The following is a 15,245-nucleotide window of genomic DNA, read 5'->3' as shown; positions in this document are numbered from 1 at the left end:
TTCAAAACAAAAATGATACAAAACGGTGCATTGTTGCAGATATGTGAAAAACGATCATAAACCTAAAAAATGTGCTAGGCAACACCAATTTAAATTCTGCCAAAATAAAAATTGCCGTATTTCCTTGCGGGAAACACGGCAATTTCTTTTAAACTTTGGTCAGTTTACTTTGTTTAACTTATTTGTAAATCAAATTTGGCAACCACATTGTGATTTGCGGTACGTAGGTAATCAACAAAAGGAAGCCTATCATCGTCATCAGCCATGGCAAAACAGCCACAGTCAATTCAGTAATCCCCATTTTGGTGATTCCTGACGCCACATACAGGTTCAAGCCCACTGGAGGATGACACATACCCACCTCCATATTGACCACCATGATGATACCGAAGTGAACAGGATCAATACCCAGCTTCATCGCAACCGGAAACAGAATAGGTGCCATGATCAGCACGATCGATGACGGTTCCATCACATTACCAGCCAACAGCAAAAGTATATTCACCACCAGCAAGAAGCTGATGATGCCAAAGCCCTTGTCCATGATCCAGCCTGCCATGGCTTGCGGGATATTTTCACTGGTCATCAGGAAAGAGAACAAAACAGCATTGGTGATGATGTACAACAGCATCGCTGACATCGCAGCAGAATCCAGCAAGACCTTGGGTACTTTCTTGATGGTCATGTCCTTGTAGACAAACACGGCGACAACGAAGGCATACACAGCAGACACTGCAGCAGCTTCCGTTGGTGTGAACATGCCGGTATAGATACCACCCATGACGATGACTATCAGCAGCAATCCCCAGGCGCTCTTGCGGAATGCAGCCCAGCGTTCCGTCCAACTCGCTTTGGGCATGCGGGGGTAATTGTGTTTCTTCGCCAGGAACCAGGTTGTCAGCCCCAAAAAGAAAGCCAGCAACAAGCCTGGCACGACGCCCGCCATGAACAATTGCCCCACCGATGTATTGGTGGACACTGAATACATCACCATGACAATAGATGGTGGGATTAAGATACCCAGGGCTCCTGAGGTGGTAATTACACCAGCACCAAAACCCTTTGGATAGCCCTGCTTCACCATCGCAGGCAAAATGATGGAACCAATCGCCACCACGGTTGCCGGAGAAGAACCAGAAACTGCCGCAAACAACGCGCAAGCCATAACGCCAGCCAACGCCAAGCCACCGTGCCAGTGCCCTACCATAGAGGCCGCAAAGTTAATCATGCGCCGCGCCACACCACCATGTGTGAGGAAATTACCTGCAAGAATGAAGAATGGAATCGCCATGATTTCAAACTTCTCAATACCAGTAAATAATTTCAGGGCCACCGACTCGATAGGTACCTGGGTCATGGTGAACAAGAAAGTCAGAACAGTCAGACCCAACGATATTGAAATCGGCATGCCTGTCAGCATGAGAACTAACAGCAGGATAAATATAATCGCGGCGTTCATGCTTTCACCTCTTCGTCCAGACCTTCAACATGGGCGTGATCGTGCTTGGGCAACTCACCAGTTTTGATGAAATTCCATGTAACTTGCAGGAAACGGAAGCACATCAGGTAAGATCCCAGCGGTATTGCCAGATACACCCACCACATCGGAATCTCCATATCAGCTGAAGTCTGGTCAGTATGTGACATTTCCCAGACAAAACTTGCACCCAGGGTGCCAACGATACCCGTGAACAAAGCTCCAGACAGCAAACCCAGCACGACAAACTTGTTACGCCATTGCGGATTCATTTTATTGATCAACACGTCAACACCGACATGGATGCCGGTGCGCACGCCGTAGGCTGCACCAAACTTTGCCATCCACACAAACATATAGATGGTCAGTTCCTGCGCCCAACTGGTATTAAGCTTCAACAAGGCATCTTGCAAGCCAGGTATGGCAAAACCAGACAAGTAGCGGTGTACTACCGCAATAAAAATAACAATGGTGGCCGCGCCCATGAGGGTCGCGATCAGCCATTCTTCGAGGTGATCCAGAAATTTCATATAAGCTCCTGAACTGGGTAGCAGAACGCTGACCCGGAACCATGCGCGGACGCGCAGACTGTAGAGAATGCCACCACGACCATGTCATGGTGGCAGGCAGAATATTATTTAAAGCCGAGTTTGACAGCTTCTTTATTCACATTGGCGATCAAATCCTTGCCTATGCGACCTTCCATATCCTTCTGAACTGGCAACAAAGCTTTGCGCCATTCAGCTTTTTCTTTGTCTGTCAGAACATAGACTGTGGTTTTGCCAGATTTTTTGACTGCTTCCAGCGAATTGTCGTTCTCTTGCTGAGCGATGGCGTTGGCGTACTTGGTTGCCGATTTCATCGCTTCATCCAGTTGAGTGCGCACATCTGCTGGCAAACCATCCCAGAACTTCTTGTTGACAATGACAGCATATCCCAGATAACCATGATTGGTCACCGTTACATGCTTTTGTACTTCATGCATCTTTTGCGTGTACAAATTGGATGGCGGGTTCTCTGTACCATCAACAACACCTGTTTGTAGCGCTTGATACACTTCAGAGAAAGCCAGTACCTGTGGATTGGCACCTAATGCACGCATTTGTGCATCCAGCACTTTCGAAGATTGTATGCGCAGTTTTTGCCCCTTCATATCAGCTGGCAAGTGCATGGGTTTGTTGGAGGACATCACTTTGAAACCATTATCCCAAAATGCCAGGCCAGTAATACCCTTGGACTCCAGTTTTTTCATCAAATCCTTGCCGATTGCCCCTTCAGTGACGGCATACAGCACATCTTTTGATGGGAAAATATAAGGCAAATCGAAGACTTCGAATTCTTTTACGCCCAAAGGGCCAAACTTGGCCAATGAAGGCGCCAGCATCTGCACTGCCCCCAGTTGCAGGGCTTCAAGTTCTTCCTTATCCTTGTACAAGGTACTGTTAGGATAAAGCTCAACTTTAACCCGGCCTTTGGTGGCTTTTTCAGCCAATTCCTTAAAACGCTCAGCAGCCTTGCCTTTTGGTGTGTCATTTGCGACAACATGACTGAATTTGATAACAATGGGAGCTTGCGCGAATGCTGCGCCACTCACCAAAGAAGCCGCCACCAGGGAAAACAACAGGGATTTCAATTTCATCTAAGTCTCCAATCGTTATAAGGGTTATTACACTGATTATTTCAACCGCAGCATTATCTTGCAACTGTGGAAAACCACAAGGCTTAATTATTGTGCGATGTTTGTGTAATGATTATGCAGTGTTTGTGCGATGTATTTGTCGATAAATCACGCTCTGAAGTAAACTAGGGTCATGAAAAGCCTTCACCGTTCCCAATCCTGGCCCAATCAAAAGTGGCGCTGGATTATTCCCATCTTGCTGTTGTTGTTATTCTTGTCCACGCTGATCTGGTTACCGTGGCAGGCGCAGCGCATGGAAGCCAATGAGCGTCAGGAGCAACTGATCGCTGATTCGCTATGGGTGGAGCAGGCCATACAATTTCAGCTCAACCGCAATGACGAAGTCTTGCGCCAGATAGGCAATGAAATCAAATCGGCCAAGTTGCAAAAAGATGCCGTGCTTGATCGCTTTCGCACCATACTCAAGAACAACCGTGAAATCCAGCGCATCGCCTGGTATGACGCCAACAATAAATTGCTGGTCGATACCCGCGAGGTCATACCGGCGAACAATGACAGGATCCCCCTCCCCAAGTTTGAATTTGGCGAACTTGATGTCAGCGAAGAAACGGTGTGCATGAAGCCGGTTTTGGAAATCAATGCCAAGAATGCCTATCTCATGCATTGCCAGATCCCTCTGATCAAAGACGATCACCGGGTAGGCAGCATCATGATCAGTTACCGCATGAATGCCATCCTGGAAGAGCTGGTGCCCTGGTGGTTTGCCCAAGATAACCAGATCACCATCACCGACATTGACGACCGCATCCTGGCGGAGCGGAGCGCCGGTGGCAGCGGCAAAAACGTGTATACCCACAGCCGCGCCTGGGAATTACCCAGCCTGACCCTGGTCTTGCGCACCAACAGCATCAAAACCGAACCCAAGCTTTTGTCGAACTTGCTGGTATTGTCGGTCATCCTGTTATCAATAGGATTGATCTGGAGCCTGCTGGCCCTGTGGCGAGATATCAACCGGCGGCTGGCGGCAGAGGGGGCGCTGCGCAAGCAGGTAACCTTCCGCGCCGCCATGGAAAACTCCCTGGTCACCGGCTTGCGTGCACGCGACATGGAAGGCCGCCTGACTTATGTCAATCCGGCTTTTTGTCGCATGGTGGGTTTCCCGGCAGAAGAAATCATAGGGCGCATGCCGCCCATGCCTTACTGGGCACCTGAAGCAATAGAAGAATACCAGCAGCGCTTTACCCAGTTACTGGCGGGTACCGTGCCGTCCGAAGGTTTCGAGACGACATACCAGCATGCCAGCGGCGAGCGCATCCCGGTACTGATCTATGAATCTGCCCTCATCGATGAACAGGGTAAGCAAGCTGGCTGGATGAGCTCCATCCTTGATATCTCTGAGCTCAGGCGCGCCCAGGAACTGACTCGTCAGCAGGAAGAAAAGCTGCACACCAGCGCCAAACTGGCGACCATGGGTGAAATTGCCTCCATGCTCGCGCATGAGCTGAACCAGCCACTGGCAGCAATTTCCAGCTATACCACAGGGGCCGTCAACCTCTTGCAGGCGGGCATGATAGACCGCAGCCTGTTCCAAAGTGCGCTCGAAAAAGTCAATGCCCAGGCGCAGCGTGCAGGGCAAATCATACGCAGCGTGCATGAGTTCGTAAAAAAACGCGAAGCTGCCCGTGAGCCCCTGCAAATTGCCGACCTCATACAAAGTGCCATGCCGCTGGTAGAACTACAGGCGCAGGCCAGCCATGTCGCCCTGCAATGGAAGGTCAGGCCCAAGTTGCCACTGGTGCTGGCAGACAGGGTATTGCTGGAGCAAGTCTTGCTGAACCTGACCAGAAATGCCATAGAGGCCATGCAAACCACGGCACCTGAAAAACGTATACTACGGGTAGAGGCTGCGCTGGATGAAGACACACAGCAGATTATCGTCAGTGTGACTGACCGCGGTCACGGCATACCAGTAGAAGTGGCCGAGAAACTGTTTTCGCCATTTTTCACTACCAAGTCTGCAGGCATGGGCATGGGTTTGAACATTTGCCGCACTGCCATAGAATTCCACGGCGGCAAGCTCTCACATCATGAAAACCCTGCCGGTGGTACTATTTTCCAATTCGCTATACCTATACAAGACTATCCGAGCGCATCAAGTTAACAAGAAATACATAATGCGCCACACAAAAAACGGGAGATACCATGCTACATATTATTGACGATGAAGAGGTCATACGTGACTCTTTATCATGGCTGGCCAGGTCCAGGCAGATCGCCGCACACAGCTATGAGAGTGCAGAAAAATTCCTGCTGGCCCTCGACAAACCCCTGATCTTTGACAGCCAGGGCGACTGCATCCTGCTGGACGTGCGCATGCCCGGCCTGACCGGCATCAATCTGTTTGAAATGCTGGCAGCCCGGCAATTGACCAAACGCCTGCCCGTGATTTTCCTGACTGGCCATGGCGATGTACCGATGGCAGTAGATACACTGAAGCGCGGTGCCTTTGATTTTTTTGAAAAACCCTTCAACGACAACAAGCTCATGGACAGAGTGCAGGAAGCCCTGGCCATCTCGCGCCAGGCAGGTTCTGCCGCGCTGGTCCATGACCGTCTTGCCAGCCTGTCTGCCCGGGAAAAAGAAGTGCTGGACCTGATCTTGCTGGGAAAAATGAACAAGGTCATCGCCGACCAGCTCGGTATCAGCATGCGCACGGTGGAAGTACACCGCGCCCATATCTTTGACAAAATGCAGGTCAAGACTGCAGTAGAGCTGGCGGGCTTGCTCAAGTAAATAATTGAAGTAAAGCCGATGTCCATCTTCACCCTGCTCTTCCCCGACTTCAGCCTGATATTGATCGGTTTTCTGCTGGCACGTCATGCGCACTGGGGCGGACATTTTTGGGCCGGGGTGGAAAAGATCGTTTATTTCATCATGTTCCCGGCCCTGCTGTTTTATACGACATCGCGCACTCGCTTTGACTTGCATGCGACTGGCCATTTGCTGCAAGTCGCCCTGATCACAACCGCCTGCGGTATGTTGCTGGGCTGGCTGGCCAAGTTCATGTTTACCACGGCACCCAGGATATTTGAATCGGGTGTGCAAACCGCATTTCGTTTCAATTCCTACATCGCGCTGGCGATTGCCTCACGTCTCGCAGGTGACCAGGGTACCGCACTGATGGCCTTGTTGATAGGCTTTCTGGTACCGCTCTGTAATATGGGTGCGGTGTATGCACTGGCACACAATAGCGGCAGACTCATGAAAGAAATCGCCAGCAACCCGCTGGTCGTCGGCACCGCCAGCGGTGTCTTGTTCAGTGTGCTGGAAATACCCATGCCTGAAGGTATTGCCGCTACCCTGTCGCGGCTGGGCAATGCCTCAATCGCATTGGGCTTGCTCGCTGTTGGTGCTGGCATGCGCCTGTCTGGCCTGCGTGAGGCCAAGGGTATAGCCACCTACTTTTTATCGGTGAAACTGCTGGCCCTGCCCCTGATCGCTCTGTTCCTTGGCCGCTGGCTGGAATTGCCGCCGCTGCAATTGCAAATCGCCGTCGTCTTTTGCGCCCTGCCTACCGCATCGAGTGCTTATGTACTCGCAGCACGCATGGGCGGCAACGGGCCATTCGTGGCATTTCTGATTTCTGCCAGCACGGTGTTGTCGGTGCTGACTTTGCCGGTATGGTTGAGTTTGGTGCGCTAGCGCTCATTAATAATCCTGTTTACCAAGCTAGCTTGCCAGGCTGTACTACTGAGCTATTTTTATTCCAAGGTCTTCAAGCTTGATACCCTTATACGGCTCACAAGGTTTTTTACTTTTCAGTTCTTCTCCAGTACAGAAGAAGACATATTCTCTACCTGCCACAGTCACTTCGCCATCACGCACGAAATACAATCCTCCACCTTTGTTTTTTGCATCATATACCTTCTCCAGGAAAGCCATGTTCAGCTTGCCATTACTGCGTGCAATAATTTTATTAAAGTCCCTGTCGGTTTCGCCGTAATTGATTTCTCCGGTAGTGTTACTTCTCCCGGCATGCACCATCAGGTGGGTAGATATGTTTGTGTTTTGTGGTGGCAGCAAAGTACGCTCGTAACCATATAAGAATACAAAAGCACAAGCAGATGCGCATTGCCCTCTTGCGAACGTACGCATTTGTCGGGCATCAATTAATGCATACATTCTATTAATAATAATCCCTGCCGAACTGCCAGATCCTATGGAGCTGCGCAGTTCCAGTTCATTGATATCAGGATGGGCTTTGAGCTGCTTTTCGAACTCGGCAACTTTATCCAAGGTTAATTCACCTTCTATCGTATAACGTAGCCGCTCCTGTTCAGCTTTCTGTTTATTCAAATTCAATAGCAGCACCCCGATCAATGAACCAATTAGCAGCAGTCCAATAACTAGCAGGCGTTTTATATTCAGGTTCATGATTTTAGGGTTTTCACTTCATTTTGAGTCACAGTGGTGATAAGCAATTCAATTACCATGCTGTTTCAACGCCCATAATACATGCTCCCTCACCATCTCAGAAGGATGACCCAGCCGCGCCTGTAAAGCCGCCACGATCTCAGCATCTCCCCGCATGCTGACCGCCGCATTCCCCAGCCCAACCGCAATATTACGCAACCAGCGCTCATGCCCTATGCGTCGTATAGGGCTCCCCTCCAGCATGCGCAGGAATTGTTCTTCCGTCCAGGCAAACAAATGCACCATGCGGGCATTGTCGAGACCATTGCGAACCGAAAAATCATCGACAGCAGCAGCCTGGGCAAACTTGTTCCAGGGGCAGACCAACTGGCAATCATCGCAGCCATATACCCGGTTACCTATCAGAGGGCGCAATTCCACCGGTACGCTGCCGTGCAATTCAATGGTCAGGTAAGACACGCACAAGCGCGCATCGACGGTATATGGTGCAACGATGGCCTTGGTCGGGCAGACATCCATGCAGGCGCTGCACTGCCCGCAGTGCTGGCCGACTGGTTCATCAACAGGCAAGGGGATGTCGATCAGGATTTCACCAAGAAAGAACATCGAACCAGCTTCGCGGCTGAGTAACAGACTATGTTTTCCACGCCAGCCCAGGCCAGCCTTGGCCGCCAGCGCCACTTCCATGACAGGGGCAGAATCGGTAAAGACCCGGTAACCGAACGGGCCTATGGCTTTTTCTATGCGTTCAGCCAGTTGTTGCAGGCGGGTGCGCAAGACTTTGTGGTAGTCGCGGCCACGCGCATACAGGGAGATCACTGCCTTGTCTGCCGCCTGCCCCTGCTCTTCGGCACGCCAGCTTTCTGTCTTGGGCAGATAGTTCATGCGGGCAGAAATCACCCTGACCGTGCCTGGCACCAGCTCCGCCGGACGGGTGCGTTTGGTACCATGGCTGGCCATGTAGGCCATTTCGCCGTGGTAACCAGCATCCAGCCAGGCCTCGAAGCTGCCTTCTATATGTGACAGATCGACGTCACCTATGCGCAACTCGGCAAAGCCCAGCTCCTTGCCCCACAGGCGTATTTGCCCTGCCAGGTCGGCCAGGGCTGTGCTGTCCAGACTCACGAGCCCGCCCCTCTGTAGTACACAGATTGAGGGTGTTGTGCTATGTTAGGCAGATTCATGAATAGGAACTTTGCAGGAAATGTCACATTATAAGACCACACTCGCCGATGAAGCAGCTACCCAGGCGCTGGGCAAATGCCTGGCGCATGCGCTGACACCGGGCATGAGTATCTTTTTGCATGGCGACCTCGGTGCAGGCAAGACTGCCCTGACCCGTGCCATGATCCATGCCGCAGGCCATAGCGGCAACGTCAAAAGCCCTACGTATACCCTGGCCGAACCTTACCAGGTCAGCATCAAGGGCCAGGCTGTCACCATCATGCATTTTGACCTGTATCGCATGATCAGTGCAGATGAATTTGCCGAGGCAGGCTTCAGGGAAGAGTTTAATGACAGCAATATCTGCGTCGTTGAATGGCCAGAAAAAGCCGACGGCGTGCTGCCAGAACCCGATTTGAATGTATTTTTGCACGTCGCCGGTGACGGTCGTGAGGTAGAATTGCACGCGTTGTCTGCTAAAGGTATCGCATGTCTCGCATCACTCAAGTTCGCCCCGAATCTGTAAACGCTGAAAAGCCTGAAAGTACGCCAGGTACTGCCACTGGTGCTGCCACCAGTACTATAGCGCGCACCCAAAAACGCCGCGTCCTGCTCAAGGCAGGCGGTACCCTGCTGCTCTCAGTCCTGGCACCTGCTGCCAGGGCGGCACAGATACTAGCCGTGCGCGTCTGGCCGGCAGAAGACTATACCCGCGTTACGCTGGAAAATGACAGTGAGCTCAAAACCAATCATTTTGTGCTGAAAGACCCGTATCGCCTGTTTGTCGATATCGAAGGCCTGGAGCTCAATGCCAAGCTCAAGGAACTGGTCGCCAAGATCAAGTCGAATGACCCCTACATCAAACAAGTGCGCGTGGGCCAGAACCGCCCCAACGTCGTGCGTCTGGTGTTCGACCTCAAAGAAGAAGTCAGCCCGCAGGTATTTACCCTGCCACCAGTGGGTAATTACAAGCACAGGCTGGTATTCGATCTTTACCCTGCCAATCCAACAGACCCGCTCGCGGCCTTGATAGAAAAAGGCGAATGGAACAAGGAACCCGGTGCCATCAACCAGGCACCGGTAGCTACGGCAAACCCTGCCGATATACTCGCGGGCAAAACCGAACCCAAAGTGGAGCCCAAGCCAGAAATCAAGCTCGATCCGCAACCAGAAATCAAACCCGGTGCGCCAGCCATAGAAAAGCAGGAAAAACCGGTACAGCTGACGCGCATGATCACCATCGCCATCGACCCTGGTCATGGCGGTGAAGACCCAGGTGCCATAGGCCGTGGCGGCAGCCGTGAAAAAGATGTGGTGCTGGCGATTGCCAAACGCCTCAAGGCCAAGATAGAGCAGCATCCCAATATGCGCGTCATGCTGACCCGCGATTCAGATTACTTTGTGCCGCTGAATGTCCGGGTACAAAAAGCCCGCGCCGTGCAGGCTGATCTGTTCATGTCCGTGCATGCAGATGCCTTTGTCAATTCCAGCGCACGCGGTTCATCGGTATTTATCCTGTCAGAAAAAGGGGCGAGCTCGACCGCCGCCCGCTGGCTGGCAGATAAAGAAAATGCTGCCGACCTCATCGGTGGCGTCAATATCAAGACCCATGACAAGCAGTTGGCCAGCGTCTTGCTCGATTTATCAACGACGGCGCAAATCAATGACAGCCTCAAGCTGGGCAAGGTCGTGCTTAGTGAAATCAGCGGCATCAACAGATTGCACAAGGGCTCAGTTGAACAGGCTGGCTTTGCCGTATTAAAAGCACCTGACATTCCCAGCATCTTGATAGAAACCGCCTTCATCTCCAACCCGGAAGAAGAAGCCAAGCTGACCGACAATGCCTACCAGGATCAACTGGCAGATGCAGTCATGAAGGGTATCAAGAAATATTTTTCCAAGAACCCGCCGCTGGCTAAAAACCGTATGACCTGAGAATATCAATGGGTGGTAACAATTGAAATCACTGATTCTGTCCGTGCTGATGTTGGCAATTGCTGCACCTGGCCGAGCCGAAGATATAGCCGACATTCCCGTTTATGTGGAAATGAAAGTTCTCAGTTGCTCCTCTGCCCTGCCATTGATAGAACAAAAGATAAAAGGCGGGGATTATTCCGTAAAAGAACTGGAAGAAACCCGCATCTCGGCCAAATACTTTGCCTTGTTCACAGCCCAGCCCCTACAGGAAGTGGAATACATACGATCCTACTATGATCATGGTATTGAAACTTACAAAGGGCGTATAAAAACCCTGGACAAGGCAGTTGTGCGCCAATTCATGTCACCCGGGCATGATGTCGATTTCTGCAATACCTACTATCTTGGCAAGACGCAGGTTTTTGAAACCACTAAGGGCCTGTCCTGTGGTGAAATCAAAGCCAGTCAAAAACATGTCACGGTCGCGCAATGCCTGACAGGCTTACCCACAGGACATGGTATGCAGGTAAAAATTAGCGAGATGAAAAAATTTCCTGCGCGTTAAATCACAGTGCTTAAGGCTCGCTAAGGCCAGCATGCCTCATTTATCTTTGTCAGTGCCTGTTCAAGTACATCCAGCGGAACCGATCCTATCGCCAGCCGCAAAGCCTGTGGCGCAGTTAATCCTGCGTTGAAAGCATCGGCGGTTGCCACCATAATGCCCTGCTCTGCCAACGCTGTGGCAACTTGTTCTGCCCGCAAAGTGTCAGGCAAACTCAACCACAAATAATAAGAAGAGGGATGCGCTGTCAGCATGCAAGCATGCAGCGCTGCTCGGGCCAGCTTCTGCCTTTGCCTGGCGTCCTTGCGCTTTCTTGTTTCCAGTTCATCGACAACACCAGATTCTATCCAACGGCAAGCCAGGGCGATCATCAATGAGGGTGTATTACCTGAGGTGACGCGTATTGCTGTTTCCAGCGCAGGTATCCATGCTGGCGGCGCAGCCAGCATGCCTATGCGCAAACCCGATGCCACGCTTTTTGACAGGCCGGAAATATACACCGTCTGTTCAGGCGCATAAGTAAACACAGGCTTGGGTGCAGGTTCTGCCAGAAAGGCATAAGCCCCATCTTCGATGATCAAGAATTGATGCTTTTGCGCCAGTTGGGCAAGCTGCTGGCGTTCTGCATCTGTCATCACCGTGCCCATGGGATTATGCATGGTGGGCATCACATACACGGCACGCACTGGACGCCGTTTGCACAGCGCCGCCAGGGCTGGCAAGTTCAATTTACCTTCTGCCAGCGGCAAGGCTTCCACATCCAGCCGTGCTGATTGCGCCAGGGTTTTCATGCCGGGGAAAGTCAGCGCATCCATGACCAGGATGTCGCCGGGTGCCAGCAAGGCCAGCACCGTCACCGCCAGCGCCTGCTGTGCGCCATTAACGATGAGCACCTGTTCAACGGGAAGACGCAAGCCGCGATTGCGTAAATGCAGGGCAATAATCTGCCGTTCATGCGGGCGACCACCTTGTGGTGCCGCATGCAATAAAGCATCGAGGTCGCCGGAACTGGCGATAGCGCGCAAGCCTTCGCGCAACATTTCATCCTGGCCTGGCAGACAGGGATAATTGAAAATCAGATCTACCGCACCAGTTTGCAAAGTCTGCTGCTCCAGCCCCAGGCCGCGCGGCAGGCTGGTATCGCGTACAAAAGTGCCACGCCCCATTTCGCACGCAACCAGGCCATGTGCTTCCAGTTCGGCATAAACGCGTGAGGCCGTGGCCAGGGCAATGCCATGTTCCTTCATGAGTTTACGCAGGGTAGGCAATTGCGCACCGGGACGTAATTTGCCGCTGCGTATGCGGGTAGCATAATCATCAACGATGGATTTGTAGCGAGCCAGGGCCATAAAATAGCAGCAAGAAAGTATCTAGAACAATTTTTTTACTGTATCAGATCAAGAGACTACACTGCCTGCATCTTTTCAGCAATCACCAGGAAGCCACCATGATCAGCTTGAGTACTCTCGCCACCTTCAGCATTGCAGTTTTGCTCTTGCTATGTTCGCCCGGCCCTAACATGGCCTTTGTCATGACTTGCGGCATGCAATATGGTGTGCGTGGCGGTGTCGCTGCTGCCCTGGGCATAGGTGCGGCAGACATCATTCTGACGCTGCTGACCGCCTGCGGCATCACCGCCATCATCACGGCATGGCCACCATCGTTTGACTTGATACGCTATGCGGGCGCAATGTATTTGCTGTGGATGGCTTACAAGGCCCTGCGTAATCCTGCTTCAGCAATACCAGCTACGGCTCAGGCAGTGGCGTTACGCACAGTTTTTGCCCGGTCTTGCCTGAACAGCCTGCTCAATCCCAAGGCCTTGTTATTCTTCATGGTGTTCCTGCCACAATTTGTCGATGCACAAGCAGGCATGGTCACGCAGCAATTATTGCTACTGGGTTTAACACTGACCATCATCAGCACTGTATTCCATAGCCTGCTCAGCAGTTTTGGCCATGTGATACGCCAGACCTTGATGCGCCACGCCAAAGTCGCCAAATTGCAGGCACGCATACTGGCGGCGGTACTGTCCCTGCTGGCCTTGCGTTTATTGCTAATGACACGCTAGCGGCAAAGCATTTCAGGGGGCACTGTTATCTGTATGCTATGATTTACCGCCATAGACTAACCAATGAGGGCAATTCTCGCCCTCTTACAGGAAATATCCGCCCCTATGGCAATCAAAACCATCTTGAATGTAAGCGCCCTGGCTGGCGTAAAAGTCACTTCACGCCTCATCGGTTACACAGCCTTCGGGGTGTTCTTGAACATGGTTTTATTATTGTTGTTTACCAGTTGGGCTGGCAGGGGCCATAGCGGCTTGCCATTATTATTGCTTTGCGTGACGACCTTGCTGGCCCCCATCCTGTATTTCTTCGTGGGTAAAAAGCAGGGTGTTGCCGCTGCTCTGCACTTTCTGGCAGAGCGCCATGGCACTGACCTGAGCCAGTTCGTCGTTGGCAAACTGACCGACAGCTACCCACAGTTGCTGGACAAAGCCCATAGTGCAGGCAGCACCAGTGCGGCCATTCATGAAAAAATCACCGAACAACTCAATAAAATGGGGGAGCAATCCGCCGTCAACAAGCTGGTCTTTAGCTCATTGCTGCAAAAGTTTGATTTTATTTCTGTAATAGGCCGGGTGTTGGAAAGTAACCCTGCCGCTGGCTCAGGCAGCCGCGAAGAGACCGCAGAAAAAATAGCAAAAGCCCTGGAAGAAAAAATGCGCGCAGATGATTTGAAGCCAGATTTAAGTGCGCCCCGCAAACTGGTTGTGTGCAATATCGCCGCAGCCCTGTTTTGTGCGAGTGTATTGCCTGTTATATTCAGGTAGGGAGTGAAGAGCTTGGATAGTGCGTAGGTTGGGCCGGAATCGTAGGTTGGGCTACGCTTCACCAGCCCAACACTGGGCGATTAAATAATCGTATGCGTTTGTGGAAGCCGAGTGTTGGGCTGATATCCCGTAGCCCAAGCTACAATCCGCAGTCCAACAACATGGCCCAATCCATAATATTACCCACCCACACTGGCATCCGAATCACAAGCCGTACCCGCCGCTATCCAGCGCTTTACCCGTCTCGCAAACCAGCACTGCCACGAAATCGGCAGCAAACGCACATAATTCGCAGGCTGCACTAACATCCCGCAGCGATATTGCTGCACATCCGCATGCCACTCCAGCGCCTGGCAACTGCCACGAAATTGCAATAAGAACACCCGCGCCACCGGGCAAGGCTCAGCCGCGCAGCACACCCCACAACCATTGCAAGACTGACCCAGGGCAGGCTTGGCTGGTGCACTGGCTTGCAACCAGATAACCGTGGATGAAGTCTGCCGGGGCTTCAAGATAAGAACCCGCTTTCAAGAAGGTTTGCGTTTGCCCCTGAAGAGTCGCCACAGGCCACCCAGCACGACCGGGATGACTGCAGCACCAACGCCAACCAAGACTACCGTATTCAAATGGTCACGCAGAATAGGGATATTGCCAAAATAATAACCAGCAAGCACCACGCTGAACACCCACAGCAGGGCACCCAGCACATTGTAGAGCTGGAAAGTCTTGTGCGTCATCTCGGAAAAACCTGCCACAAAAGGTGCAAAGGTACGCACCAGAGGGATAAAACGTGCCAGCACCACCGTCTTGCCGCCATGTTTTTCATAAAACATATGCGTTTTCATCAAGGCATTGCGGTCTATCCAGCGGAAATCTTTTTCCATGACCTTGTGCCCTAGCAGGCTGCCTATCCAGTAATTGATGGAGTTACCAGTGATGGAGGCAATCACCAGCAAGGCGATCAGCACCCAGACATTGATGGGGGCATCGGGCGCGGCGCACAGCGCACCGGCAATGAACAACAGCGAATCCCCTGGCAGGAAAGGGAAAACAACAAAAGCCGTCTCACAAAATACGATGGCAAACAAAATGACATACACCAGTGCGCCATACTGCGTAACGAAAGTGCCCAGCATTTTATCGACATGCAAGATCACGTCGAGGAGTTGCATAAAATCCATTATTGTCCCAGGGTCTAGATAGTCTGTACATAAAG

16 protein-coding genes are annotated in these 15,245 nt (G+C 51.8%); 8 read left to right on the top strand and 8 right to left on the bottom strand.

Going from position 1 to position 15,245, the window contains the following annotated elements; genetic code table 11:
* Positions 1-178: 178 nt before the first annotated feature.
* The 3 genes from UNDYM_RS05595 to UNDYM_RS05585 all read right to left on the bottom strand — a co-directional run bounded on the left by UNDYM_RS05595 (position 179) and on the right by UNDYM_RS05585 (position 3,116).
* Complete coding sequence (locus UNDYM_RS05595; RefSeq protein WP_162040169.1) at positions 179-1,459, bottom strand: TRAP transporter large permease; 1,281 nt, start codon at positions 1,457-1,459, stop codon at positions 179-181.
* Positions 1,456-2,007 (bottom strand): TRAP transporter small permease, encoded by a 552-nt coding sequence (locus tag UNDYM_RS05590; protein WP_162040168.1) that lies wholly within the window; start codon positions 2,005-2,007, stop codon positions 1,456-1,458. Before UNDYM_RS05590 ends, UNDYM_RS05595 begins: the two co-directional genes overlap by 4 nt.
* 104 nt (positions 2,008-2,111) lie before the next feature.
* Positions 2,112-3,116 (bottom strand): TRAP transporter substrate-binding protein, encoded by a 1,005-nt coding sequence (locus UNDYM_RS05585; protein WP_162040167.1) that lies wholly within the window; start codon positions 3,114-3,116, stop codon positions 2,112-2,114.
* Between the two features lie 172 nt (positions 3,117-3,288).
* On the opposite strand from UNDYM_RS05585, the gene UNDYM_RS05580 reads away from it, so the two are divergent.
* Genes UNDYM_RS05580 through UNDYM_RS05570 form a run of 3 tightly spaced genes read left to right on the top strand, consistent with a single transcriptional unit; the run spans position 3,289 to position 6,818 of the window.
* Complete coding sequence (locus UNDYM_RS05580) at positions 3,289-5,277, top strand: PAS domain S-box protein (protein ID WP_162040166.1); 1,989 nt, start codon at positions 3,289-3,291, stop codon at positions 5,275-5,277.
* Positions 5,278-5,318: 41 nt separating this feature from the next.
* The gene (locus UNDYM_RS05575) at positions 5,319-5,909 is read left to right on the top strand and encodes a response regulator transcription factor (protein WP_162040165.1); all 591 of its coding nucleotides are present in this window, start codon (positions 5,319-5,321) and stop codon (positions 5,907-5,909) included.
* Between the two features lie 18 nt (positions 5,910-5,927).
* Positions 5,928-6,818 carry an AEC family transporter gene (locus UNDYM_RS05570; protein ID WP_162040164.1) on the top strand — a complete coding sequence of 297 codons (891 nt, stop codon included), beginning with the start codon at positions 5,928-5,930 and terminating at the stop codon, positions 6,816-6,818.
* Positions 6,819-6,863: 45 nt separating this feature from the next.
* Here UNDYM_RS05570 and UNDYM_RS05565 read toward each other — a convergent pair whose 3' ends face one another.
* Together UNDYM_RS05565 and queG are read right to left on the bottom strand one after the other, a co-directional pair.
* Positions 6,864-7,550 (bottom strand): hypothetical protein, encoded by a 687-nt coding sequence (locus tag UNDYM_RS05565; RefSeq protein ID WP_162040163.1) that lies wholly within the window; start codon positions 7,548-7,550, stop codon positions 6,864-6,866.
* A gap of 48 nt (positions 7,551-7,598) precedes the next feature.
* Positions 7,599-8,675, bottom strand: a complete 1,077-nt coding sequence (gene queG, locus UNDYM_RS05560; protein ID WP_162040162.1) for a tRNA epoxyqueuosine(34) reductase QueG — start codon at positions 8,673-8,675, stop codon at positions 7,599-7,601.
* A 79-nt stretch (positions 8,676-8,754) separates the two neighbouring features.
* On the opposite strand from queG, the gene tsaE reads away from it, so the two are divergent.
* From tsaE to UNDYM_RS05545, 3 genes are read left to right on the top strand one after another with little or no spacing between them, the layout of a single operon-like run.
* On the top strand, positions 8,755-9,240 hold the full coding sequence (tsaE, locus tag UNDYM_RS05555) for a tRNA (adenosine(37)-N6)-threonylcarbamoyltransferase complex ATPase subunit type 1 TsaE (RefSeq protein WP_162040161.1): 486 nt from the start codon (positions 8,755-8,757) through the stop codon (positions 9,238-9,240).
* A complete protein-coding gene (locus UNDYM_RS05550; RefSeq protein WP_162040160.1) occupies positions 9,204-10,649 on the top strand; it encodes an N-acetylmuramoyl-L-alanine amidase in 1,446 nt (481 codons plus the stop codon). The genes tsaE and UNDYM_RS05550 overlap by 37 nt, the downstream gene beginning before the upstream one ends.
* 22 nt (positions 10,650-10,671) lie before the next feature.
* Positions 10,672-11,196, top strand: a complete 525-nt coding sequence (locus tag UNDYM_RS05545; RefSeq protein ID WP_162040159.1) for a hypothetical protein — start codon at positions 10,672-10,674, stop codon at positions 11,194-11,196.
* A 20-nt stretch (positions 11,197-11,216) separates the two neighbouring features.
* Here UNDYM_RS05545 and UNDYM_RS05540 read toward each other — a convergent pair whose 3' ends face one another.
* Complete coding sequence (locus tag UNDYM_RS05540) at positions 11,217-12,542, bottom strand: PLP-dependent aminotransferase family protein (protein ID WP_162040158.1); 1,326 nt, start codon at positions 12,540-12,542, stop codon at positions 11,217-11,219.
* A 98-nt stretch (positions 12,543-12,640) separates the two neighbouring features.
* On the opposite strand from UNDYM_RS05540, the gene UNDYM_RS05535 reads away from it, so the two are divergent.
* On the top strand, positions 12,641-13,264 hold the full coding sequence (locus UNDYM_RS05535) for a LysE family translocator (protein WP_162040157.1): 624 nt from the start codon (positions 12,641-12,643) through the stop codon (positions 13,262-13,264).
* 105 nt (positions 13,265-13,369) lie between these two features.
* Positions 13,370-14,029 carry a hypothetical protein gene (locus tag UNDYM_RS05530; RefSeq protein WP_162040156.1) on the top strand — a complete coding sequence of 220 codons (660 nt, stop codon included), beginning with the start codon at positions 13,370-13,372 and terminating at the stop codon, positions 14,027-14,029.
* A gap of 179 nt (positions 14,030-14,208) precedes the next feature.
* On the opposite strand, the gene UNDYM_RS05525 is transcribed toward UNDYM_RS05530, so the two are convergent.
* Entirely contained in the window at positions 14,209-14,541 is a 333-nt protein-coding gene (locus tag UNDYM_RS05525) for a hypothetical protein (protein ID WP_174244927.1), read from the bottom strand.
* 15 nt (positions 14,542-14,556) lie between these two features.
* Positions 14,557-15,210 carry a DedA family protein gene (locus tag UNDYM_RS05520; protein ID WP_162040155.1) on the bottom strand — a complete coding sequence of 218 codons (654 nt, stop codon included), beginning with the start codon at positions 15,208-15,210 and terminating at the stop codon, positions 14,557-14,559.
* Positions 15,211-15,245 lie beyond the last annotated feature (35 nt).

It is taken from the genome of Undibacterium sp. YM2 (assembly GCF_009937975.1).
In the GTDB taxonomy this organism is placed as follows: Bacteria; Pseudomonadota; Gammaproteobacteria; order Burkholderiales; family Burkholderiaceae_D; genus Undibacterium.
This window is presented reverse-complemented; position numbering and strand designations above follow the sequence as displayed.